Annotated in this window: 15 protein-coding genes; 4 read left to right on the top strand and 11 right to left on the bottom strand. The window is 36.6% G+C overall.

From position 1 onward, the window contains the following. Positions 1–21: 21 nt before the first annotated feature. Positions 22–603: a tRNA-(ms[2]io[6]A)-hydroxylase gene (locus tag ACHRV5_RS09740; protein ID WP_047772945.1), complete on the bottom strand. Its 582-nt coding sequence runs from the start codon at positions 601–603 to the stop codon at positions 22–24. Between the two features lie 112 nt (positions 604–715). On the opposite strand from ACHRV5_RS09740, the gene ACHRV5_RS09745 reads away from it, so the two are divergent. After that, positions 716–1960, top strand: coding sequence for a glycosyltransferase family 4 protein (locus ACHRV5_RS09745; protein WP_395426605.1), 1245 nt, complete (start codon positions 716–718; stop codon positions 1958–1960). Here the strand turns inward: ACHRV5_RS09745 and ACHRV5_RS09750 are convergent. The 9 genes from ACHRV5_RS09750 to porU all read right to left on the bottom strand — a co-directional run bounded on the left by ACHRV5_RS09750 (position 1957) and on the right by porU (position 14469). Beyond that, the gene (locus ACHRV5_RS09750) at positions 1957–2832 is read right to left on the bottom strand and encodes a helix-turn-helix domain-containing protein (RefSeq protein ID WP_395426606.1); all 876 of its coding nucleotides are present in this window, start codon (positions 2830–2832) and stop codon (positions 1957–1959) included. The two genes, ACHRV5_RS09745 and ACHRV5_RS09750, sit on opposite strands and share 4 nt — an antisense overlap. 12 nt (positions 2833–2844) lie before the next feature. After that, positions 2845–3258, bottom strand: a complete 414-nt coding sequence (locus ACHRV5_RS09755; RefSeq protein WP_395426607.1) for a DUF1348 family protein — start codon at positions 3256–3258, stop codon at positions 2845–2847. A gap of 70 nt (positions 3259–3328) precedes the next feature. Then, entirely contained in the window at positions 3329–3880 is a 552-nt protein-coding gene (locus ACHRV5_RS09760; protein WP_395426608.1) for a carboxymuconolactone decarboxylase family protein, read from the bottom strand. A gap of 191 nt (positions 3881–4071) precedes the next feature. Then, positions 4072–5931, bottom strand: coding sequence for a leukotriene A4 hydrolase C-terminal domain-containing protein (locus tag ACHRV5_RS09765; protein WP_395426609.1), 1860 nt, complete (start codon positions 5929–5931; stop codon positions 4072–4074). 108 nt (positions 5932–6039) lie between these two features. Further along, positions 6040–7668 (bottom strand): 2-oxo acid dehydrogenase subunit E2, encoded by a 1629-nt coding sequence (locus ACHRV5_RS09770; RefSeq protein ID WP_395426610.1) that lies wholly within the window; start codon positions 7666–7668, stop codon positions 6040–6042. A gap of 6 nt (positions 7669–7674) precedes the next feature. Next, positions 7675–8673 (bottom strand): pyruvate dehydrogenase (acetyl-transferring) E1 component subunit alpha, encoded by a 999-nt coding sequence (gene pdhA, locus ACHRV5_RS09775; protein WP_047773266.1) that lies wholly within the window; start codon positions 8671–8673, stop codon positions 7675–7677. Positions 8674–8830: 157 nt separating this feature from the next. Further along, a complete protein-coding gene (gene cdd / locus ACHRV5_RS09780; RefSeq protein WP_047772964.1) occupies positions 8831–9313 on the bottom strand; it encodes a cytidine deaminase in 483 nt (160 codons plus the stop codon). A 77-nt stretch (positions 9314–9390) separates the two neighbouring features. Beyond that, positions 9391–10590 carry a type IX secretion system outer membrane channel protein PorV gene (gene porV, locus ACHRV5_RS09785; protein ID WP_395426611.1) on the bottom strand — a complete coding sequence of 400 codons (1200 nt, stop codon included), beginning with the start codon at positions 10588–10590 and terminating at the stop codon, positions 9391–9393. 42 nt (positions 10591–10632) lie between these two features. Next, entirely contained in the window at positions 10633–14469 is a 3837-nt protein-coding gene (gene porU, locus ACHRV5_RS09790) for a type IX secretion system sortase PorU (RefSeq protein ID WP_395426612.1), read from the bottom strand. Between the two features lie 213 nt (positions 14470–14682). Between porU and gldJ the strand changes: the two genes are divergently transcribed. Both gldJ and murF read left to right on the top strand, forming a co-directional pair. Further along, positions 14683–16368: a gliding motility lipoprotein GldJ gene (gldJ, locus tag ACHRV5_RS09795; protein ID WP_230005143.1), complete on the top strand. Its 1686-nt coding sequence runs from the start codon at positions 14683–14685 to the stop codon at positions 16366–16368. A gap of 115 nt (positions 16369–16483) precedes the next feature. After that, positions 16484–17767: a UDP-N-acetylmuramoyl-tripeptide--D-alanyl-D-alanine ligase gene (gene murF, locus ACHRV5_RS09800; RefSeq protein WP_395426613.1), complete on the top strand. Its 1284-nt coding sequence runs from the start codon at positions 16484–16486 to the stop codon at positions 17765–17767. A gap of 42 nt (positions 17768–17809) precedes the next feature. On the opposite strand, the gene ACHRV5_RS09805 is transcribed toward murF, so the two are convergent. After that, the gene (locus ACHRV5_RS09805) at positions 17810–20689 is read right to left on the bottom strand and encodes a triple tyrosine motif-containing protein (protein WP_395426614.1); all 2880 of its coding nucleotides are present in this window, start codon (positions 20687–20689) and stop codon (positions 17810–17812) included. Between the two features lie 344 nt (positions 20690–21033). Between ACHRV5_RS09805 and ACHRV5_RS09810 the strand changes: the two genes are divergently transcribed. Beyond that, on the top strand, positions 21034–24201 hold the full coding sequence (locus ACHRV5_RS09810) for a TonB-dependent receptor (protein WP_047772983.1): 3168 nt from the start codon (positions 21034–21036) through the stop codon (positions 24199–24201). Positions 24202–24210 lie beyond the last annotated feature (9 nt).

A 24210-nucleotide genomic window follows, 5' to 3' on the forward strand; every position in this document is an offset into this window, starting at 1 on the left:
TAAAGAAAAAGAAACTGTAGACTATCCGTGTACAGTTTCTTTTTTTCCATAATTTGTAATGATAGAACCTTCGAATTCAATCCATTCTTTCCAGCGTTTATCGATATCTATATTATCAGTATATTTTCTGGCAAAACCTAAAAAAGTAGTATAATGTCCAGCTTCAGAAATCATCAGATCGCGATAGAATTTGGCTAATTCCGGATCTTGAATGTTTTCTGATAAAACTTTAAATCGTTCACAGCTTCTGGCCTCAATCATGGCAGAAAACAGCAAGCGGTCACAAAGTGCGTCTTTTCGGCTTCCGTCTTTCTTCATAAATTTGAAAAGTTCATTCACGTAATGATCTTTTCTTTCGCGTCCCAAAGTCAAACCTCTTTTTTTGATTAAGTCATGAACCATTTGCAAATGCTCCAGCTCTTCTCTGGCAATCACCAGCATTTCGGTTACTAATTCCTCTAATTCAGAGTTATAAGTAACTAAGCTAATGGCATTTGAAGCCGCTTTCTGCTCGCACCAGGCATGATCCGTCAGAATTTCTTCGATATTTGATTCGACTATATTTACCCAGCGAGGGTCCGTGGCTAATTTTAATCCCAACATAATTTACAAGAGAATTGTTTCCTGCAAAATTAGTCTTTTTATAACCGAAAATGAGTAATTATTGCGTAATTACGCTCAAAAAAGCATTATTTTGTAGCTTCAAAGAACTAAAATGAATAAAATAAAAAAACTTTTAATTATTGGTTTCGTATGGCCTGAACCAAATTCCTCAGCAGCAGGCGGCAGAATGATGCAATTGATTTCTATTTTTAAAGAAAATGGATTTGAAATTACCTTTGCAAGCCCTGCTTTAGACAGTGATTTCATGGTCGATCTGACCGCTTTTGGAGTGGAGAAAAAAGCCATTGAATTGAATAATTCGAGTTTTGATGTTTTTATAAAGGAATTAAATCCTGATGTCGTTTTATTTGATCGTTTTATGATCGAAGAGCAGTTCGGATGGCGCGTTTCTGAAAATTGCCCCAAAGCGATTCGAATATTAGATACCGAAGATTTACATAGTTTGAGAACGGCCAGGCAAAAAGCCTTTAGAGAAAATAGAACTTTCGGGCCGTTTGATTTGTTTTCTGAGGAAGTGGCAAAGCGCGAAATCGCCAGTATTTTGAGATGTGATTTGTCATTAATTATTTCACAATTTGAAATGAAGATCCTCAATGACATCTTTAAAATTGATTCGAGACTCTTGTTTTACCTGCCTTTTTTGGTTGATGAAATGAAAGAAGAGGACTTTTTGGAGCTGCCTTTATTTGAAGACCGTGAAAATTTTGTTTTTATTGGAAATTTTCTTCATGAACCCAATTGGAATACTGTTCAATATTTAAAAGAAGCCATCTGGCCTTTAATCAGAAAACAATTTCCGGAAGCAATTTTGAAGGTTTATGGTGCTTATCCGTCACAGAAAGCATTGCAATTACATCAGTCAAGAGATGGTTTTCTTATTATGGGAAGAGCTGCCGATGCAACTGAAATTGTCAAAAAAGCCAAAGTAGTTTTGGCTCCAATTCGTTTTGGAGCAGGTTTAAAAGGAAAGTTGTTGGAAGCCATGCAATGCGGAACACCCAGTGTAACATCAGAAATCGGGGCAGAGGCTATGCATGCTGATTTACCTTGGAACGGATGTATTACAAATGATATGGAATTTTTTGCAAAACAAGCCATTGCCTTATATCAGAATGAAAAGTTGTGGAAGCAATCTCAAAAAAACGGAGTTGCAATTCTAAACCACTGTTACCAAAAAAGTGCATTTTCTTCGGTATTAGTGGACATAATTAGCGCCTTAATGATGGATTCAGAAAACCATCGTCTGCATAATTTTATGGGAAGTCTGTTGCAACATCATACCTTAAAAAGTACCAAATACATGTCAAAGTGGATTGAGGCTAAGAATAAAAATTAAACCATTCTCCCAAATCCTATTGTTTCGCGATACAGTTGAGGCGAGACATCCGCATTGGTTTTGAAAAAGCGACTGAAATAATGTTCGTCATCATAACCCAGTTCGTAGGCAATTTCTTTTACCGTTTTGTTGGTCATGTACAATTCTCTTTTTGCTTCAATGATTATTCTTTCGGCAATGAGGTCTGTAAGTGTTTTGTTGAAATAGTTTTTAGATAATTTAGCCAAAGCCTTAGGTGAAATATTCAGTAACTCGGCATAATGTCCGGCGGAATGTTTGGTTTTGAAATTATCTTCGATTGCGTCTTTAAGGTTTTGAAGTATAAAAGGTTCCTTGGAATCGGGGAGTGGCTTTGGTTCTTCTGATTGATCTGTTTTCAAGCGAGTGGCAGTAATCAGGAAAATTTTCAAATAAGAAATAAGCAATTCATATTGTGCGATTGCGGTATTTTGAAGCTCCGTTTTTATTTGGTCAATGACCATTTGAAAGGTGGCTTTTGCCTGATCGGTAACGGCAGTAAAAGGAGGTTGATATACATTATTGAACAAAACGCCATTGCACGAAACTTCTTTCTGATGTTTAAGAATGCAGTAAAAGTCCGGATGAAAATGAATCGCAATTCCTTGAATGTCTTCTTTTGTGCCAATCATGAAAGGTTGATAGGGTGAAAAAGCGAGCAGCGAATCCGCGTTGAAATGATGCTCTGCAAAATCAGCCTTTATGGTGCCTTTTCCTTTTGTAATCCAAATTAAAGAAAAATAATTATTGCGTTGAATATGGTCAAAATGGCTGTTGTCATCAAACGAAAGTAGTTTGAAGGCCAGATTGCCATTTTGTGGATTTATTAAGGTAGAAACACTTTGGTTGGACATTATTTGGAAGCGTTAAAGTTTGCGATCAGCTTCATCAATAGCCAAATCATTAATACTGGCGAATCGTTTTTGCATATAGCCATTTTCATCAAATTCCCAAAGTTCATTTCCGTAGCTGCGAAACCATTGTCCGGCATGATCGTGCCATTCGTATTCAAATCTTACAGCCATTCTGTTGTCTTTAAATCCCCACAATTCTTTTTTGAGTTTGTAGTTTAATTCCTTTTGCCATTTTATGGTTAAAAATTCTTTTGCTTTCTCACGACCATTGATAAAATCAGTTCGATTTCTCCATTCGGTATCAATAGTATACGCCAGAGAAACTTTTTCAGGATCTTTTGTGTTCCAGGCATCTTCTGCTATTTGCACTTTTTGCAAGGCGGTTTCCATTGTGAATGGGGGTAAAGGATGTCTTTGTGGTTCCATAATGATTTTTTTATACTAAGATAGTCATGAAATCAATCATGACTATCGTTAGAGATTCTTTTTTTAGCAATTAGTTTTGCAGTTCTAAAGGTTGTACTGTAGGGAAGTCAATTTCTGTGTTGACAGCGTTGTTGAAATAGTTGGTTAAGATATTTAAGGCTACATGTCCTATAATTTCAGCTAATTCTGCTTCAGAAACACCTGCGTTTTTTGCCAGATTTACATCTTCATCGTTTATTGAGCCTCTTTTGTTTGTTAAAGTAGTAGCAAATTGCAAAATGGCAGCCGTTTTAGGATCAGCTGAATTTCCTGATCTGGCAGCATGTAAAAGTTCCGGATCTGTTTTTGCCAGGTTTTCTCCAATAAAAGTATGAGCGGCTAAACAATAATTACAAGCGTTCTTTTCAGAAACAGCCATAGCGATAAGTCCGCCGATTTTTGAACTCAATTTCCCTTGACCCAAAGCACCACTGAAGTTTAAGTAACCTTCTAATAGGGCGGGAGAATTTCCCATTGTTCGCATCATATTAGGAATGACTCCTAATTTAGCTTGTACAGCATTGAATAAATCTTTTGTTTTTCCTGTTGCTTCTTCCGGGTTTAATGCAGTTAATCGTGCCATTTTAATTTGTTTTATGAGTTGTTGTCTTTTGACATTACAAAGATGCGATGGCGGCAGATTTTAGAACATGGAGAATTTACGCTATGTGATGGACAATTTTTCCTTTGGTGTTTTTGAATAAAAAAATCCCCGAGTTACAAGAAGTAATCGGGGATTTGTAAGATGAAAACTGTTTACTGTTACTGTAAACTTTATTTCAGCAAATCTTCAACACTTTGAATAGTCGTGGCGTGATAACCGGATTTTGCTTTATCGAAAATCTGTTGTGCCCATTTTTTTCCTTCGGGAGTTTTTGCCATTTCTTTGTAAAGCATCATTACAGATCCTGTTCTGCTGCTTGTTAGTAAAAATTGCTCAATGGCAGGATAAGCTGCAGTGTATTTATAGCGAATAGAAGGAACAAACCATTGGCGTTTGATGATGAAATTACCTCCTTTTGTGAAGTTAAATTCAGCGTCAAGCTCCTGCATTTCTTTTGGAGTGATATCAGTTGGAAGGTTGTCTATAAAATGTTGTTTTTCTGGCGTACTTGTGATTTTTTGACTTAATCCTTTTACTCCTGTTTGTCTCCAGGTTTTTTGAATTTGATCAATTGCATCAAACTCAGGAGAGCTTACCGGTGTAATATTAGCCGGGATTCCAGGCTTGTAGATCCAGTCTTCCAGTTGTATTTTATCGGCCAAAGCTTTATCGCCTTTGATTAAATTTTCGTTTAAATATTTTACAAAATCTTCTGTTGTAATGGATTTAAAAGCGTGTGCGTCGAAATAATTTTTAATAAAGACATCGAATTTTTCGCGTCCAACCGCATTTTCAATTACTCTTAAAAAAGCGTATCCTTTTACATATGGAATTTGGTTAATTCCATCATCAGGATTTCTTCCCGTTAAACTAACTTTAAGTCTGGTGTCCGGATTTGTATCACCATATTCTGCTACGTTATCTGTTAATTCTTTGCGAGTGATAACATTTTGCATTTCAAATTCTTTTTTACCAAAAATGGCTTCGCCAATGCGATGCTCTACATAGGTGGTGAATCCTTCGTTCAACCAAATATCATCCCAGGTAGCATTGGTTACTAAGTTTCCGCTCCAGCTGTGTCCTAGTTCATGTGCTAATAAGCTTGTTAGGGAGCGATCTCCTGCGATAACACCCGGAGTTAAGAAAGTCAGGTTTGGATTTTCCATTCCCCCATAAGGAAAGCTTGGAGGTAAAACCAATACGTCATAACGTCCCCAACGGTACGGGCCGTATAATTTTTCGGCGGCAACAACCATTTTTCCTAGTTCGGCAAATTCCCAAGCTGCTTTTTTAAGTACAGATGGTTCTGCATAAACACCGGTTCTGTTGTCTATAGATTGAAATTGAAGATCTCCAACGGCAATTGCCATTAAATAAGACGGTATCGCCTTGTCTTGTTTAAAAGTATAAACTCCCGTATCATTTTTTTGCTGTGGATTTACAGCACTCATTACCGCTAATAAATCTTTAGGAACAGTAACTTTTGCGTTGTAAGTAAAACGAACGCCCGGAGAATCCTGACAGGGAATCCAGGTGCGCGACCAGATGCTTTCTCCCTGAGAAAAAAGGAATGGTTTCTTTTTGTCTGCTGTTTGTTGTGGGGTTAGCCACTGTAACGCAATAGCTTCCTTGCTTGTGGTATAGTAAATCGTAACTTTGGTAGTGTTAGGTTCAATAGTAACATGAAGTGGTTTTCCGTGAAATTCTACTTCTTTCCCAAGATCGAATTTGGTTTCTTTTTCGTCATCGCCTAAAGTTACTTTGGTAATGTCTAATGTGTTTTCGTCGAAAATAATTTCGGTTCCTTTACTGATATTGTCAATTTGCCAAGAGGCTTTTCCTGAAATGGTCTGCGTGTCAAAGTCAACTTTAATATCAAGGTCTAAATGTTTTACAACTGCCAGATCCGGTTTTGAAAACGTATGTTCGTCTTTTATGGTGGTGGATTCTTTATCCGTTTCTTTGGTGGTTTCTTTTTTTTGACACGCAATAGCAGTCAAAAATAAAGTGAGGAGGAGTATTTTTTTCATAGTTTGATGATTAAATTAGGAAACTAAATTAAATAAAAAATCCCGTTTTGAAAGTTCAAAACGGGATTTTAATATAAATAACCTTAGACTCGGTTCAGACTGACAAAATTACGCCAACATAGTTACCGGACTTTCGATGTATTGTTTTAATGTTTGTAAAAATTGAGCTCCGGTAGCACCGTCAATTGTTCTGTGGTCACAAGCCAATGATAACATCATGGTGTTTCCTACTACAATCTGACCGTTTTTAACAACCGGTTTTTCTACAATTGCACCTACTGAAAGGATCGCAGAGTTAGGTTGGTTGATAATTGAATTGAATTCAGTAATACCAAACATTCCAAGGTTAGAAACTGTAAAAGTGCTTCCTTCCATTTCTTGTGGTCCAAGCTTTTTGTTTTTGGCTCTTCCGGCAAGATCTCTTACGCTACCTCCGATTTGAGATAAACTCATAGCGTCTGTAAATTTCAATACAGGAACTACCAATCCGTCTTCAACCGCAACAGCAACTCCAATATTTACGTGGTGGTTGATGATAATGGCATCTTCTTTCCACTGAGAGTTGATTTTTGGGTGTTTCTTCAAGGCTAAAGCACAAGCTTTAATTACCATATCGTTGAAAGATACTTTTGTATCCGGAACCGAATTGATTGTTGCTCTTGCTTGCATTGCGTCGTCCATGCTTACTTCGATCACTAAGTTGTAGTGAGGTGCTGTAAATAAAGATTCTGCCAAACGTTTCGCGATAATTTTACGCATCTGAGAGTTTTTGATCTCTTCTGTGAAAACTTCTCCGGCAGGAACAAATACTTTCGGTGCAGCTGGTGCAGCAGTTTCCTGTGCTTTAGCGGCTGGTGCCGAAGTAGTAGCTTGTTGAGCAGCTGGAGTAAAGTTTTCGATATCGCTTTTTACGATACGTCCGTTTTCTCCTGAACCTTTAACCTGGTTTAATTGAATTCCTTTGTCAGAAGCAATTTTCTTCGCTAATGGTGAAGCTAAGATTCTTCCGTTTGAAGTTTCAACAATTGCTTCCGGTGCTTTTTCAGCAGCAGGAGCTGTTTTTGCCTCTTCAGTTGCTGGAGCACTTGCAGTACCTCCGGCAGTATAATTTTCAGAAATTCCTGAAATATCAGTTCCCGCAGGTCCGATGATCGCTAGTAAGCTGTCAACAGGAGCTGTGTTTCCTTCTTGAATTCCAATGTATAATAAAGTTCCGGCATTGAAAGACTCAAACTCCATAGTAGCTTTGTCTGTTTCAATTTCTGCCAAAATATCTCCTTCAGCAACCGCATCACCTACTTTTTTCAACCAGGTAGCTACAGTTCCTTCTGTCATAGTATCACTCAAACGAGGCATAGTTACAACGATAACGCCTTTTGGTAATTCAGTTGCAGCTTTTGCCGGAGCAGCTTCTGTTTTTGTTTCAGTAGCAGCTTCCGCTTTTGGAGCTTCAGCAGCAGGGGCGTCACCACCGGCTAAAAGAGCAGAAATATCTTCTCCTTCATTTCCGATGATCGCTAATAAAGAGTCTACTGGAGCAGTTTCTCCGGCAGGGATTCCAATATGTAAAAGAGTTCCTTCGTTAAAAGATTCGAACTCCATTGTTGCTTTGTCTGTTTCAATTTCAGCTAAGATGTCTCCTTCGCTAATTTTGTCACCTACTTTTTTTAGCCAAGTTGCTACCGTTCCTTCCGTCATAGTATCGCTCAAACGAGGCATTGTTACTTTTATCGCCATAATATTTTATAGTTTATGAGGTGTAAATGGATAGTCTTCTTGTGCGTAAACTACATCGTACAATTGTTGTAATTCAGGATATGGAGACTCTTCAGCGAATTTCACACACTCTTCAACCAAATCTTTAACTCTTTGGTCAATTGTTTCAATTTCTTCTTCTGTAGCATATTTTTGATCCATAATCACATCTAAAACTTGTGTAATAGGGTCAATTTTTTTGTACTCTTCAACTTCTTCTTTCGAACGGTACAATTGTGCATCAGACATTGAGTGTCCTCTGTAACGGTACGTTTTCATTTCAAGGAAAGTTGGTCCGTCACCACGACGAGCTCTGTCAATAGCTTCTGTCATTGCTTCAGCCACTTTTACAGGGTTCATTCCATCAACTGGTCCGCAAGGCATTTCGTACCCTAAACCAAGTTTCCAGATATCTGTATGGTTGGCAGTTCTTTCTACAGAAGTTCCCATTGCATAACCGTTGTTTTCAACGATAAATACAACCGGTAGTTTCCATAACATAGCCATATTGAATGCTTCGTGTAAAGAACCTTGTCTTGCAGCTCCGTCACCAAAGTAAGTCATAGTTACTCCTCCGGTTTCAAAATATTTGTCTGCGAAAGCTAAACCTGCTCCAACAGGAATTTGTCCACCAACGATTCCGTGACCTCCGTAAAAACGGTGTTCTTTAGAGAAAATGTGCATAGAACCTCCCATACCTTTAGAAGTTCCTGTTGCTTTTCCTAAAAGTTCAGCCATTACACGTCTTGGATCCACTCCCATACCAATTGGTTGAACGTGGTTTCTGTAAGCCGTGATCATTTTGTCTTTGGTTAGGTCCATAGCGTGTAAAGCACCTGCTAATACAGCTTCCTGACCATTATATAGGTGTAGAAAACCTCTAACTTTTTGTTGAATGTATAATGCTGCAAGTTTGTCCTCAAACTTTCTCCAAAGCAGCATGTCTTCGTACCACTTTAAATATACCTCTTTTGTAACTTCTTTCATTTGAATTCTCTCTTTTGCTAAAGTTGTTTGTGTTATCGATTGTGCCTGTAACGCAAAATAGTTTCCTCCCACAAATTTGCGCCCGAAAAGGTCGGGATGCAAAAATAAGACATTCCGTTTAAGAACTAAAATTTAAAAGGCACTTTTTGGGCTTTTTTTACAAGAACTTTTTATCGAACATAAAAGGGAGTAAGTTTTTTAGGGATGCCGATCTGTAAATCGCTCCAATTTCACCCATGAAATAAATCTCGATTGGAGTGTCTTGTTTGATTTCATATTCGGCAATTGATTGCCTGCAAGACCCACAAGGAGGAATTGGCGCTTTTGTCTGATTCGTATCGGATGCGGCTGAGATCGCTATCTTTAAAATTTTGGCTTCAGGATAAACACTTCCCGCATGAAATATAGCCACACGTTCTGCACATAATCCTGACGGATATGCGGCGTTTTCCTGGTTAGATCCCAGAACTATTTTTCCATTATCTAATAATAAGGCGGCTCCAACTTTAAATTGAGAGTAAGGGGCATACGCTTTTTTGCGAATTTCGACTGCCTGATTCATTAATTCCTGAATGTCTGTTGGAAGTTCTTCAAATGAATCATAAGATAAAAATGAGGAGGTAAAGTTTATTTCTTTCATTCTTTTTATGGGAAAAAAAATCCAAATTCCTAAAAGTAGAAATTTGGATTGTTGTTATTCTTTTAATTTATTTTCGTTTAGTATACTTCGTATTTGTCACCAAAGTTAAAGGTTAAAGAGAAACGAAGTGTATTTTCTAACGGATTTTTAACTTTTGAAGCTGAAAATAAGTAAGAGACGTCAACTTTTACGGCGCTATACTTAAAACCTGCTCCCAAAGAGAAGAACTGACGGCCTCCTTTTTCAGGGCTTTCGTGAAAGTAACCTGTTCGTATGGCAAACGAATCCTGATACAGGTATTCTCCAGCTATACTATAGGTGATTTCTTTTAATTCTTCGCTAAAGCCACCCGGTGCGTCTCCAAAAGATTTAAAGATTCCCGAAACCCAACCAATGTCGTTGTAGTTTTTATAGTTTATGGCATTCGCTTCCGTTTGGTTAATATCTTCCGGATCGGTAAAGTCTCCGTCACCATTAACATCAACAGGAGTTCCAGGTCCCGGAGGAGTTGGAACTAAAAGTTTTGTAAATTCGACACTAACGCCAATTTTGTTGTAATCATCAAGGATAAAATCGAAACCACCACCCAAACGCAGGTTGGCAGGTAAAAAGTTAGAGCTTATGTTGTCGTGGTCGTAGCTTATTTTTGGACCTATGTTTTGCATGTTAAAACCACCTCTCCATCTTCCGTTAAAAGTGTTGTAAGCAATTTCTTCTGACTGATAAAATCCGGCAACGTCTACAGCGAAAGAACCTGCTGCTGATGCATCAATATTTTCTGAAGCAATTTTTAAGTTAGAGCGTATGTATCTTGCTGCAACCGCCATTGAAAATTCATCACTTAATTTTAAGGAATAAGATCCGTCTAAAGCAAATTCATTTGGGGACACAATGTTTGGATCATCGTTTGGATTAGCTCTTAGTTCAATATCTCCAAAACCAAAATAACGCAAACTACCGGCAAAAGCACTTCGTTCGTTGATTTTGTTGTAGTACGTTACTTGCCCAAGGGAAATATCGTTGGCTAAATCTGTTAAATAAGGAGTGTAACTGATAGAGAAGCCTTGTTTGTCTTCTGAAAAGGCATACTTGGCAGGATTCCATTGTTGTGAGAAAACATCAGCTGATGTGGCAACACCCTGATCCGCCAGACCGGCTGCTCTGGCATCTGCTGCAACTAATAAAAATGGAACTCCAGTTGTAATTGGAACAATTTCCTGAGCTTTTACCTGTGAAAGAACTAAAAAACAAATTAAGAAGAGCGCTATTTTTTTCATTTATTGAACTAAAATATGATTACGATACAAATATAGAAATTTTTACAAAATGACAAGCTTTTCATATTTTTCTGCCTTTTTATTTGTTAAGGTAGATTTTACGGTCAGTTTGTAAATGTAAACACCTTTTCCGATTTTGTCGCCAAAATCATCTTTTCCGTCCCAGGTTATTTCTCTTGATAAAAATCCTTCAGTGGTAATGATTTGATTTTTTGTCCAAACAACTTTTCCGGTAATAGTCATTACCTGAACCTGAGCTTCTAAAGGCTCGTAAGGTCTGTTGTGTGAAAACCAAAATTGAGTGTAGGTCGAAAATGGATTGGGGTAATTAAGAACGTGTGACAGTGTCAGAGATTCGTCTCCAACTACTATAAATTGTATTTCGCTTGTTATGGGATTGTTGTAAACGTCCCATGCCGTAAAGCTTATAGTGTGCATTCCGGCAGCTAAATTTCGTAAAGGGAAACGCAGGTTTCCATTTGTATAATCGTCTAATTTGGTTTGATAGTAATCGTTTAATACGAACGGATTGCTAACATCGCCATCTAAAATGGCTATAATGTCATGACCAATTCCGCTCGCGGTATTTATACCATTTTCGTCCTCCAGAAACGCCAATAGAAAAGGAGAACTATTTGTAATTCCACCTGAAACAAATGTTTCATCGTTCATATATAACTTAACTTTTGGACTTATATTGTCCTGTGGTGCATTTTCGTTTACACCACCAATTTTAATGGTATTGTTAAAGCCGGTTTGGTTTTCCGGAAGGCCTTCTTTTTTGGAATAAAAGCTAATTCGGCCATTGTCAACAGGGATTCTGATGTCTCTGGGTACGATAAAGCTAAACTCGAATTGTCCGTTTTTAACAGAGGCATTTCCTCTGAAAATCGTTTCGCCAAGGATTTTAAACGACATGGGAGGGCTGAAGCCATCGTTGTTTAAGGTGGTGGTTGTAATTAGTTTGTCAAAAATAGCGGTAGATAATTCTCCGTTATAATTGCTTAACAGATTGTTGTTTTCATCGGTTATTTCACCCGTAAGTTTGATTTTTGAAAGGGACTTTAAATCAGGGATCGGTTGTGAGATAACAATATCGTTTACTTTTGTTAAATTAATTTTAGGTTTTGGAATGGCTAACATCAAAGCCGGGTCACCTAAGTACAAAATTACGTTACTGGAGGAACTAGGGGTGTCATTTTTAGAAATTCGCAGTGTTTCGGCAATGGTTGTATATTGATTGGATCCGTAAGCAAGTAAGTTTCTGCTCAGATTGTCATTGAAGTTTTCGGCATTAAATTGACCAATGGCGCGGATAGTGGTAAGCATCGAAATGGCACCTCCTCTGGGATTCCAGAAGACGTATTCTCCTGCCGTTGGTTTGGTAGGGTCGTCAAATCGGGAGAAGTCACAGGTGATGGTGATAAATAAGGGATATTTGTATTGATTGTTTAGGTTTTGCCCGTCTGCTTTTTCCCAAATACGTTCACTTGCCAAGCCATCTTCACCACCGTGTCCCAGATAATTAAACACCAAAGCACCTTTTTCAAAAGCATTAAAGAAATCTGTTCTTGCTTTCGGATATCTCGATCCACCCGAAGAAGCTTCCTGTGTGTAAGAGTCAAGGAAGATTTTATCAATGTTAAAAAATGGTTTTTCAGTAGCAATAACATCTGCTAAACTGTTTTGTCTGGCTTGTAAAGAGGCATCTGAACTTTTGTCTGCATCATCGCTGATTAGGACAAAGTTATTTCTCCAGTTTCCAAAAGACTTAATGTTGTGATAGTCGAGAACCTTATTAACCATTTCCTGCGCCTGACCATTGTCGGAAACCAACATTCGTCCAACGGCTATATCGATCCCTTTAGCAAAAGAAGTCAGGTTTCCTTCGTTGGGATCCATTAGTCCAAAAAAATCATCAGATGCAAAGGAGGCTTCTCCGGTTGTGTTGCTTATTAAAGATTGATATATAGGTACAATATTGTTGTTGTTTCGGGTGCGGTTTTTATAATCAAAAGAAGCGTCTCCAAATAAATTCAGGTATTTTATCTTTTTTTCAGGTGAAGAAGCATTATCGTAAATGTATTTAATGCAGTTTCTGATCGCTGCTATATCCTGCTTTCCGGAAGAGAATTCCTGATAGATGTTTTCCAATGCGATTACTTTTACACTTAGATTGGAATTGTTGCGGTGAAAATTAGCCAGATTTTCAGCTTGTGAAAGTAAAAATCGTGGTGTAACGATGACATAATCGATGTCCTGGAAAACATTTTGATTGTTCTTTAAAAGAGTTCCTTTTAAATTCTGATTGCCGATTTTTGATTGGTTTTCTTTTGAAGGACTGTAATAATCGGCAGGAACAAGTGTGATGTATTTTCGTATTTCTCCCAGCGAAGCTTTGAAGCTAAAATTAGTCAGATTTGGGTTTTCAATTTTCGATACATTATATAGGTCTGTAATATCCCAAATTTGTGCGATTCCTGCGGCATTGCCAATAGTGTAATTTACGATTCCTGCTGTTGAACCGGCTAAATCATATTGAAATCTAAATTGTTTTCCGGTTCCCAGTAGTTTTCTTTTGGCTACTAAGTTGATGTAATCCAGGTATCCTTTTGATCCGGGCACACCATTATTGATGTACGTTAGTTTTATTTTTACATTTTCACTGCCTAAAAAAGAAGTGTTTTGAGGGAGTTGAGCGCTGAAAAATTTTAAATCAGGATCCGATCCTAAGCTGTTAAAGTTAAGAGTGCCGATGTTTTGTTCATTTGCAGAAATTTTAAATGAAGTGGCTGTATAGGCTGCTGAAGCTGCGTTTAGCTGTATTTTTATAGGAGTTGCCGTTTCAAGATTGGGGAAGTTAAAATTGAATTCCTGCTCGGTGTCGATGTCGAATGCTTCTCCGTACCATTGACGACCGGTGTGGGCAATGTTTATTTTGTCAATTTCATGGTATTGATAGTCGTCATAGGTGCTTAATTCTAAGGTGCTGTTATTTGTTGGTTGATTGGCAGTTGGAATTCGCTTCCCGTCTCCACCGCTGATGGTAATATAATAGTACGATTTTGTGTCAAAGACATTCGAATTTGTTTGGCTTTCCGTGTTCCAGTTGTCTACTCCTTCGCCATAAAAAAGAATGTGGTCATCATTGTCGAAAGTACCGTCATTTTCTCCAATAACCACAATTGCATTTTCGGTTAAATCATCAGGGTAGTAAATGTTGTTAGCGAGAGGAAGCATTCTGCCCCCGTTTCCGTAGATTTTGATTCGCCTCGGGTCGACTTTTCCCGCATCAAAACCTAAGCTTTGCAAAAACGATTTGGAGATGCTGTAAATACCTGATTTTTCGATATAAAAGCGATACCAGTCCCCTGTTGCTAAAACCGAATTTTGTATTCCGCTTGATTTTTGAAAGGAAGAAGAGTTACTATTTCTGGATGTAGTGTTGTTTATTGAATACGAAAAAGAGCGGACACGTTTGAAGCTGTTTCCTTCTTTTATAATTGGATAAAGTGCGATGAAAGCTTGCTTTTTATCACGTGCCGAAGCGATTTCCAGCGTTTCGTTTAGCTTGGAAGGGATGTTTTCGAGTGTTAAATCTCCCAGTTCCGAAATCGAAATTGGTTCGTATACCACATTCGTAACCTGAAGCGAATTGGTGTTTGAGTAGTTGGATTCTCCTAAACTAAGAAGTAATGTTATGTTTTTTTTAGTAGTATCAAACCGGAATGCCGCTCCCGAAAAGAAAGGAATAACGATTTTATTGTCGCCAATGCCCGTCTCTTTTTTGCTTTTCCAATCTAGTGTAAAGCTCCCGTTTGTCTGGGAAAATGAGGCAAATGAGAGGAGTAGCAGGTATAGAAATAAGACTTGTTTCATAGACTGAAAAAACGTGATTATTTTTAAAATATTTTAGTAAGTAAAAATATAGTATTTCATGTTATAGTAAATAATAAAAAGTATATTTTTGCGTTCGTAACTATAGGTTATTTTCTGGTAAAAAACAGCTAAATAAAATTATTAGAACAGATGTTGCTAATTAAATGTTAATTATTATATTGCAGCACCTAAATTTATCACCTAAGAATGAGTATGAAAGTAAACAAAATTGTAGCCTTGCAATTAATGATGTCAATGGTATTGATGTTAGGCACGGCTAGTTGTAGCAAAAAATCGAGTTCCAGTCACGCTTCCAGAGCTACTGGTTGGGATGTAGATAGTCAGAATGGAACTGCAGCCAGAAACGCAGGCAAAAAACAACAGGCAGGTCCTGGTTTGGTTTTTGTTGAAGGAGGTACATTTACTATGGGTAAAGTACAGGATGATGTTATGCACGATTGGAATAACACACCAACTCAACAACACGTTCAGTCATTCTATATGGATGAAACAGAAGTTACCAACGGTATGTATTTAGAGTACCTGGAATGGCTTAAGAAAGTTTTCCCACCAACAGAAGAAAATTACAAAAACATTTACGAAGGAGCATCTCCTGATACTTTAGTATGGAGAAATCGTTTAGGATACAACGAAACGATGACGAATAACTATTTAAGACACCCATCTTATGCAAACTACCCGGTAGTTGGTGTGAACTGGATTCAGGCTGTTGAATTTAGTAAATGGAGAACAGACCGTGTAAACGAAGCTGTTTTAGAAAAAGACGGATATCTTAAAAAAGGAGCTAAAACTCAGGATGTAAGTGCTGAGAGTTTGTTTAATACAGAAGCTTACCTTGCATCACCATCTACTACTTACGGTGGTAATGAAGAATTGGTGTTGAAGAAAAATCCAAGCGGTAGAAAATTAAAAGCAGGGAAAGACGGTGTAGTTCCGGATGCTAAAAATGTATACGCACAACGTTCTTCAGGTGTGATTTTACCGGAGTACAGACTTCCTACAGAAGCAGAGTGGGAATACGCTGCTGCAGCTGATGTTGGACAAAGAGAATACAATATATATAAAGGACAAAAGAAATATCCTTGGTCCGGAGATTATACACGTTCTTCTAAACGTAAAAATAAAGGAGATCAATTGGCTAACTTTAAACAAGGAAACGGTGATTACGGTGGAATTGCTGGTTGGTCAGATGATGGTGCAGATATTACAAATTCTGTAAAAAGTTATGCTGCAAATGATTTCGGATTGTACGACATGGCAGGTAACGTTGCAGAATGGGTAGCTGACGTTTACAGACCTATTATTGATAATGAGGCGAATGATTTTAACTACTATAGAGGAAATCAATATGCTAAAAACAAAATTGGTAAAGACGGTAAACTTGAAATTATTACGAAAGAGAATATCAAATACGATACTTTAAGTAATGGTAAAGTTGTAGCAAGAAACCTTCCTGGTGAAATTGCTCAAGTACCAGTTGATGAAAACGAAACGTATTTGAGAACTAATTTCAGTACAAGCGACAATATCAACTATAGAGATGGTGATAAACAATCATCTAAATATTTTGACTTTGGAGATTCTGAATCTGGTGCAAAAGCTGATCAAGCAATGTACAATTCACCAAAACATAATATCACTACTGATAGTTTAGGTAAAATGATTAGAAAATATGACAACACTAGTAAACGTACTACTTTAATCGATGATAAAGTGAGAGTTTACAAAGGTGGTTCTTGGAGAGATAGAGCGTATTGGTTAGATCCTGCTCAAAGAAGATATTTCCCTCAGGATATGGCAACTGATTACATCGGATTTAGATGTGCAATGTCTAGAGTAGGTTCAAAAGCCGAAAAAAGAAAATCGCCTAGAAACTAAGTTTTAGAAATTTCAATATAAAAAGTTCCAAATTCCAAATGCTGAATATTTCAGTATGGAATTTGGAATTTTTTTATGTTTTTTTTCTATTTTTATGACCCTTAAAATTTTATATATGAATATTCAGGACATTCATAATTTGTTTTTACAATGTAAATCTGTTTCAATTGATACAAGAAAAATTGAAGCAAATTCTATGTTTTTTGCCATCAAAGGAGAGAATTTTGATGCCAATACGTTTACGCAACAAGCTCTTGATTTAGGAGCTCTGTTTGTTGTTATTGACAATGCTGCTTACTTTATTGACGAAAGAACAATACTGGTTGAGAATAGCCTGGAAACCTTGCAGGAATTAGCAAAATTTCACCGTACTTATTTAGGATTACCAGTTGTTGCTTTAACGGGTAGTAATGGTAAAACGACCACAAAAGAGCTTATAAATGTAGTTTTGTCTAAAAAATTCAGAACAAAAGCGACTATCGGAAATCTGAATAATCATATTGGGGTGCCGTTAACGATTTTGTCCTTTACAAAGGAAACAGAACTCGGGATTGTCGAAATGGGAGCAAATCATAAAAAGGAAATTGCATTTTTATGTGAAATCGCACAACCGGATTATGGCTATATAACCAATTTTGGGAAAGCGCATTTAGAAGGTTTCGGTGGAGTTGAAGGCGTGATACAAGGTAAAAGTGAGATGTATGAATATCTCGTTAAGAATAAAAAAACAGCTTTTATAAATCTCGAGGACCCTATTCAGGTCGATAAGTCTAAAGCCATTCAATCGTTTACTTTTGGTCTTAACAAAGAAGGGGCTGACATTAAAATCAGGAGTGTAGAGGCCAATCCTTTTGTAGCGATTCGTTATGACGGATTTGCTGTCCAATCGAATTTGATTGGACTTTATAATGCTAATAATATCAATGCTGCCGTGGCGATCGGTACTTATTTTAAAGTGGCTGATAGTGATATAAAATCAGCTATTGAAGCTTATACACCCGACAATAACAGGTCCCAATTATTGAAAAAAGGATCCAATCAGATTATATTAGATGCTTATAATGCGAATCCAAGTAGTATGGCCGTTGCAATTGCCAATTTCATACAACTGGACAATCAGAACAAAATAATGATTTTGGGAGATATGTTTGAACTTGGAAACGAAAGTGAGCAAGAACATAAAATTATTATGGATGCTGTGGTCGGTCAAGATCAATCTGTCTGTTATTTAATCGGAAAAGCTTTTTACCTGCATAAAATTTCAAACGAGAAGGTTCGTTTTTTTGAAACCTTTGACGTTTTTGCAGACTTTTTAAAATCGATTAAACTGGAAGATCACACTATTTTGATCAAAGGCTCCAGAGGAATGGCATTGGAGCGTACTTTGGATTATATGTAAATGAATAAAAGAGAATGCCATCTGTTAATGATGGCATTTTTTTTACACACTCATTAAAAAGCCAATCAGATTTTCTTTTTTATTCAGTTCCAGTTTTTTTCTTAAACGGTATCGGGCCAGTTCTACTCCTCCCGTTGAGATGTTCATGATTTCGGCAATCTCTTTGGTAGACATATTCATTAATAAATAGGTAGATAAATCCAGTTCTCGTGGCGAAATCGTGGGGTACTTTTCTTTTAGTCTTTTCAAAAACTCAAAATGCACGTTTTTAATGTGCTTCTCCAGATCTTTCCAGCTTTTATCGGTATTTACTTCTTTGACAATGCTTTTGTGTAATTTGTTGAATTCAAATTTTGTTGAATCGTCTAAAGTATTGGTGTCTATGTCTTTTATTTTTTGGATGATTCCATTTAGAACTTTATTTTTTTTCACGACCTGAAGCGAGTTGCTGACCAATTCTTTGTCTTTGGCAAGGATTTTTATTTGAAGTTTATCGCTTTTTAATCTTTCGATTTCTTTCTCTAACTCGTGTTGATCGTGTCTGATTTTGGATTCTTTTTCGAGATACAATCTTCTTTGTTCTATGGTTTCATAATATTTGTTTCTTCTAATCTTAAGTTTGATTCTGTTCGAAATGATATAAACTGCGGCAAGAATTAAAAAGAAGTAAGTCAGATAGGCTAAAAAGTGCCTGTACCAAGGCGGTGCTATTCTAAAATCAATCTGCGATACATCAGATTCGATCCCGTAGCTGTTCTTTGCTTTGATCTGCATTTTATAATTTCCTTCTCTCAGATTGGTGTATTCTTTGACTGAAACGGTGGACCAACTGCGCCAGTTGTCTTCAAAGGGCTCTAGTTTGTACGAGTACGTTATGTTTTCCTGATTTTCGTAAGTAGGAGAGGAGAAAGTAAATTTTACATGATTCGAGTTGTAAGGGATTCTAAGTTCTGTAATTGGTTTTTCGAGATTACCGGTTATGATGGTGTCGGTTGAGGAAGAAAAGCTTTCAAAAAAGACTTTCGGTTTGGTTATGAATTTGTTTGAAATTTTAGAATCATAATGCGCTAACCCATCCGTTAAGCCAATAAAAATGTTGCCCGGGTCAATGGTGTTTATAGAAAGGTAATTGTTTACCAAATTGCCTGTCAGGTTTGAAAACAAGGCTTCTTTGCGTTGGTATTTGCCATTTGCTGTTTTTACTAAAACGCCCAGTGACTCCTTATAAGAATACCATAAATTATGGTCGCGATCTTCTATTAAGGTGTTGATGGTTGGGATTCCATGAAACAATGCCGTTATTTTTTTGTCTTCAAAAAAACCTTCCTGTTCATTGCTATATCGATAAAAGTGATTTTTAGACTGAAAGTAAACCTTGTTGTGAATCGATTGTAAACTTCCAATTCCTTTATTGGAATTGGAAACGTTGGCGTGTTTTTTTATGTAATCGAATTTCTTTAAATCTTCGGACAGTTTCATTTGATAGAGGTAAGGATCTTTTTTTAGCCACAAAAAATTGTTGTCTAACTCCATTTCGAAAGTGTTAGTTGTCTCGTAGAATCCACCGATCTGATTCACGTAATGGATTTCATTATTGGTATTCTTAAATATAGAAAACCCATCGTAACTTTCTCCAATAATATAGCCCGGATGACTTGGAATTGTTTTAAAACCAAAGTATCCTCTTTTGTCTAAAGTTTTGGATACCCGATTTTGATCTATTACCAAAGCCCCGCTATTACTGGCGCACAGCAGAATATTGTTAATGACCTGAATGTTCCAGGCTTGAGCAATCGTTCCCTCAACCCGATTAAACGGTTCGTCTTTAAAAGGAGCGGACCAGGAATGATAAAAAAGGCCCTGATTGGTTGCTACGTATAGATTTTTGTTGAAAATAACCGAAGCGTAAACGGTACCTATATTATAACTGTAATCGAAAAAGGTAAAAGGTGAGTTTTGATTCACAAATGTGATTCCATTATCCAAACCCAACCAGAGATTGTTTTTATTGTCGACATAAGAGGTTAGTACGGTGTTGTTTTGTAATCCTTTTTGTCTGTTTAAATGCTGGATTATTTTCCCGTTCAAATCACAGATTATTACGCCGCTGAGAACGGAGTTCAAAACGATAAATTTGTTTTTTATAATAGATCCGCCTAACGAGGTGTTTTTTTTGATAAAGGCATTGGCTTCTGTTTCCCAGGATTTGACACTGTTATAGTCATAGACAAAAAGCCCTTTTTCCAGTGTTGCAAGAAGTATTTTGTTATTGGGCAGCGGAAACATAGCCCATATTTCTTTATCGTTTAAGTCTGTAGTACCTTTGAGAGCAATCAATTTATGATTACGGTATTCTAAAATACCCAATTCCTTGTCTTGAAAATAGAGATGGTTATTTATAAGAAAAGAAAATTGAAACTTTTTGGGTGCATTTATAACTTTCAATTTGTTGTTTTTATAAAAAAACACTTTGGTGAAAGATTGAAATACAACCTCATCTTTATAGAGGTGTATGCGCCAGATTAAATTGATGTTTTTGCTGTCGTTTTTACTAATTAAGTGTGTTAACGAATAGTATTTTAGTTTACCTTTCTGATCACTTTTAAAAAAACCAAATTCATTATTTCCTCCAACATAAATTTTTCCTGACGGATCGATTTTTAAACTTCTGATCGCGGTATTATTTGGAAGCGCATATTTATTCCAGATAGAACCGTCAAATTGAATCAACCCACTATTGTTTGCAAAGTAGATATTGCCATTTTTATCCTGATCAATATTCCAGTTTTGAGTGCCTCCTTTATACTCGGAACGTTTATAATTTTTAATTGCCGGTAATCCGATGTTTTTTACTTGGGAAAAAAGGGCAAAAGGCAGGATGAAAAGAATGAAAATTGAAATATAGTGGTTTATGAATTTCATAATTTAAAAACGGTATTTTTAATAGTAATGTTTTATAATCTACTTTTTTTCTGATTATAGTAATTGTGATAGTGTCTTTTTTTGGATATTTTTTTAATAAAAGTGAAAATAATTCATTTAAGGTAAATGTAGTGTTTATTTTAGTTAGTTAACAATTCTATAACAATATAAAAAATATTTTAAAATGCTTAATATTAGTATTTTAAAAAATATTTGATGTGTTTTTGTAATATAGTAATTTATCTTTTGATGTGTTTTTGTAGGGAATATAAAATGCAAATAGTAGAAATTTAACTTTATTATTGCATCAAATTACTAATTAATTAACCAAAATTTTTAGAAAAATGAAATTAACAAAATTACTTATTTTTTGTATTTCATCTTTATTGTTTTCAGTTATCGCAATGGCACAGGATGTGACGGTAAATGGAGTTATAAACGATGAAAGTGGGTTACCCGTCCCGGGGGCAACTATCTTACTTAAAGGCACTACTAAGGCAACTGCCTCTGATTTTGACGGTAAGTTTCAAATTAGTGTTCCTTCAAATGGTATTCTGACAATTAGTTTTGTAGGTTATATGACCGTACAGGAAACTGTAAACGGACGAAGTAAAATTGAAATTAGGTTAAAACCTGAATCTCAAAACTTAAATGAAGTTGTAGTAGTAGGATATGGTACACAAAAGAAAAGTGTAGTAACAGGTTCTATCTCCAGTGTCAAAGCAAAAGATTTGGAAAGTCTTCCTATAACAAGAGTAGAACAAGCCTTGCAAGGTAGAGTTTCTGGAGTTTCTATTGCTGCAAATGCAGGACAACCAGGATCTGCTTCTACAATCCGTATACGTGGTTTTACTACTTTAAACAATAATGATCCTTTATGGGTAGTTGATGGTGTAATCGTTGATAATGGCGGAATAGGCTATTTAAATCAATCTGATATCGAATCGATTGAGGTATTGAAAGATGGTGCTTCAGGTGCTATTTACGGTTCTCGTGCTGCTGCAGGGGTTATTCTTGTAACAACTAAAAAAGGTAAAGCAGGTAGGATTTCGGTAAGTTATACAGGTTTCTCAGGAACTTCACAGGCGGCAAAAAAATTAGATTTATTAGATGCCAGTCAATATGTAACGATTATGAATGAAGCGCATATAAATGGTGGTAAACCAGCGTTATTTCCAACACGTACTGCACCGACTCCGGGGAATCCATTAGGGTCTCCAATTGATTACGGAAAGGGAACGAACTGGCAGGATGTTATTTTTAATGATCATGCACAACGTTATTCTCATGAGTTAAGTTTTAGTGGTGGTAATGATGTTTCTACCTTTTATATGTCTTTTGGTTTAACCGATCAAGAGGGGATTATCACATCTGATATTTCTAACTATACCAGAAAAAACATTCGTTTAAACTCTAACCATAAATTGGGTAAGTATATTAAAATTGGTCAGACTTTAGGATATTCGAACGAAAAAACGGTAGGTATCGGTAATACAAATGATGAATTTGGAGGTCCATTATCATCTGCGATCAATTTAGATCCGTTAACTCCGGTACTTGTTGCACCGGGTCCTTTAACCGGAGCAGGTACTCCTTACGAAAATAAAAATGCGCTTAGAGATGCAAACGGAAATTACTATGGTATTTCTACAAATGTAACTCAGGAAACTTCAAACCCATTAGCGTACACGCAAACAAGACTGGGGAATAATGATTTCGCAGATAATTTTGTTGGAAATATTTTTATTGAAGCGGAAATTTTACCTGGTTTAAAATTTAAATCTACTGCAGGTGGAAAATTAGCGTATTACGGTTCAGATAACTTTACTCCGGTTTATTATTTAAATGGAGCTACCAAAAAAGATGTCAACGAATTGTTCCGATCGTACAAAAAATCGTTTAGCTGGAACTGGGAGAATACGTTGAACTATGATAAGAAAATTGGAAATCACCACTTCGGTATTTTATTGGGTAAAGGAACTTATGTAGATAATATTACATCCGGTAATGACATCACGTACAGAGGTGTTCCGGCAACAACACATGCAGAAGCGTCCTTTAATGTTGATATCCCAATCAAAGATAAAATAGCCAATGCTTATAATGGACAAGCGATGGAACACCGAGTAGAGTCCTTGTTTTCCAGATTAAACTATGATTACAAAGAGAAATATATTTTTACAGGTATTCTTCGTCGTGACGGTTCTACACGTTTTGGACCCAACCATAAATATGGAACTTTCCCTTCTGTATCTTTAGGATGGGTGCCTTCAAAAGAAGGTTTCTGGAAAGATAATAATGTAGTAAATACGTTAAAAATAAGAGGGGGTTACGGGGTGACCGGTAACGATTCATCTCCTGATTTCTTATACATTTCTACGGTTGGAATTCAAAGAAATTATACTATTGGCGGAGAAATAGCGAATGGACAAAGTCCAAATGCAATTCCAAATCCTGATTTAAAATGGGAAGAAACCAAACAACTTAACATTGGTTTTGAGACTACACTTTTGCGTGATTTCAATTTGAGTGTAGATTTATTCAACAAAAAAACGGAAGGAATCTTAATGAAAGTGCCAATTCCAGGATATGTTGGAGCAACAGGTAACACCTATGCGAACTTAGCAGATATGGAAAATAGAGGTATCGACATTGAATTAGGATACCGCAAAAAATTTGGAGCATTAAATCTTTCTGTGAATGGAAACTTCTCTTACATCAAAAATGAGATTACCTATATTGATAAAGGAGTTAATTTCATTGTTGGAGATGAGACCGTACAATCGAGCTCTTACGAAATCAACAGAACACAAGTTGGTCATGCTTACAATTCCTTCTACGGATTTAAAACAAATGGTATTTTCCAAACTCAGGCAGAAGTTGATTCTTATAAAAATGCTGCCGGAAAAGTGATTCAACCTAATGCAAAACCGGGAGATTTCCGTTGGCAGGATTTAGACGGAGATGGTGTAATCGGAGCAAACGACAGAACTTTTTTAGGAACATCACTACCTAAATTCACTTATGGATTAACGATAAATTTAGATTACAAAGGATTCGATTTGTTAGTATTCGGTCAGGGTGCCGGTGGAAATATGATCTATCAGGGACTAAGAAGACTTGATATTGCAACTGCAAATTACCAAACAGACGTTTTAGGTCGTTGGACAGGACCGGGATCAACAAACAGTTACCCAAGAGTCACTACAACTGATAGCAATAAAAACTTTACTAACCCGTCTGACTTCAATTTAGAAAAAGGAGATTTCTTCAGATTCAAAACAATTCAATTGGGGTATTCATTTCCAAAAGAATGGATCGAAAGCATTTCATTGCAAAAGGTGAGATTGTATGTAACAGGAGAAAATCTATGGACAATTACAAAGTACACTGGTTACGATCCTGAAATCGGAGGCCCTACTACAGCCGGTATGAACAATGTACAAGGAGTAGACAGAGGGTATTATCCTCAGGCAAAATCGTACATGTTGGGAGTTAATTTGCAATTTTAATTAAAAAAG

The organism is Flavobacterium sp. FlaQc-52, from assembly GCF_044007495.1.
GTDB classification, from domain to species: domain Bacteria; phylum Bacteroidota; class Bacteroidia; order Flavobacteriales; family Flavobacteriaceae; genus Flavobacterium; species Flavobacterium cupriresistens.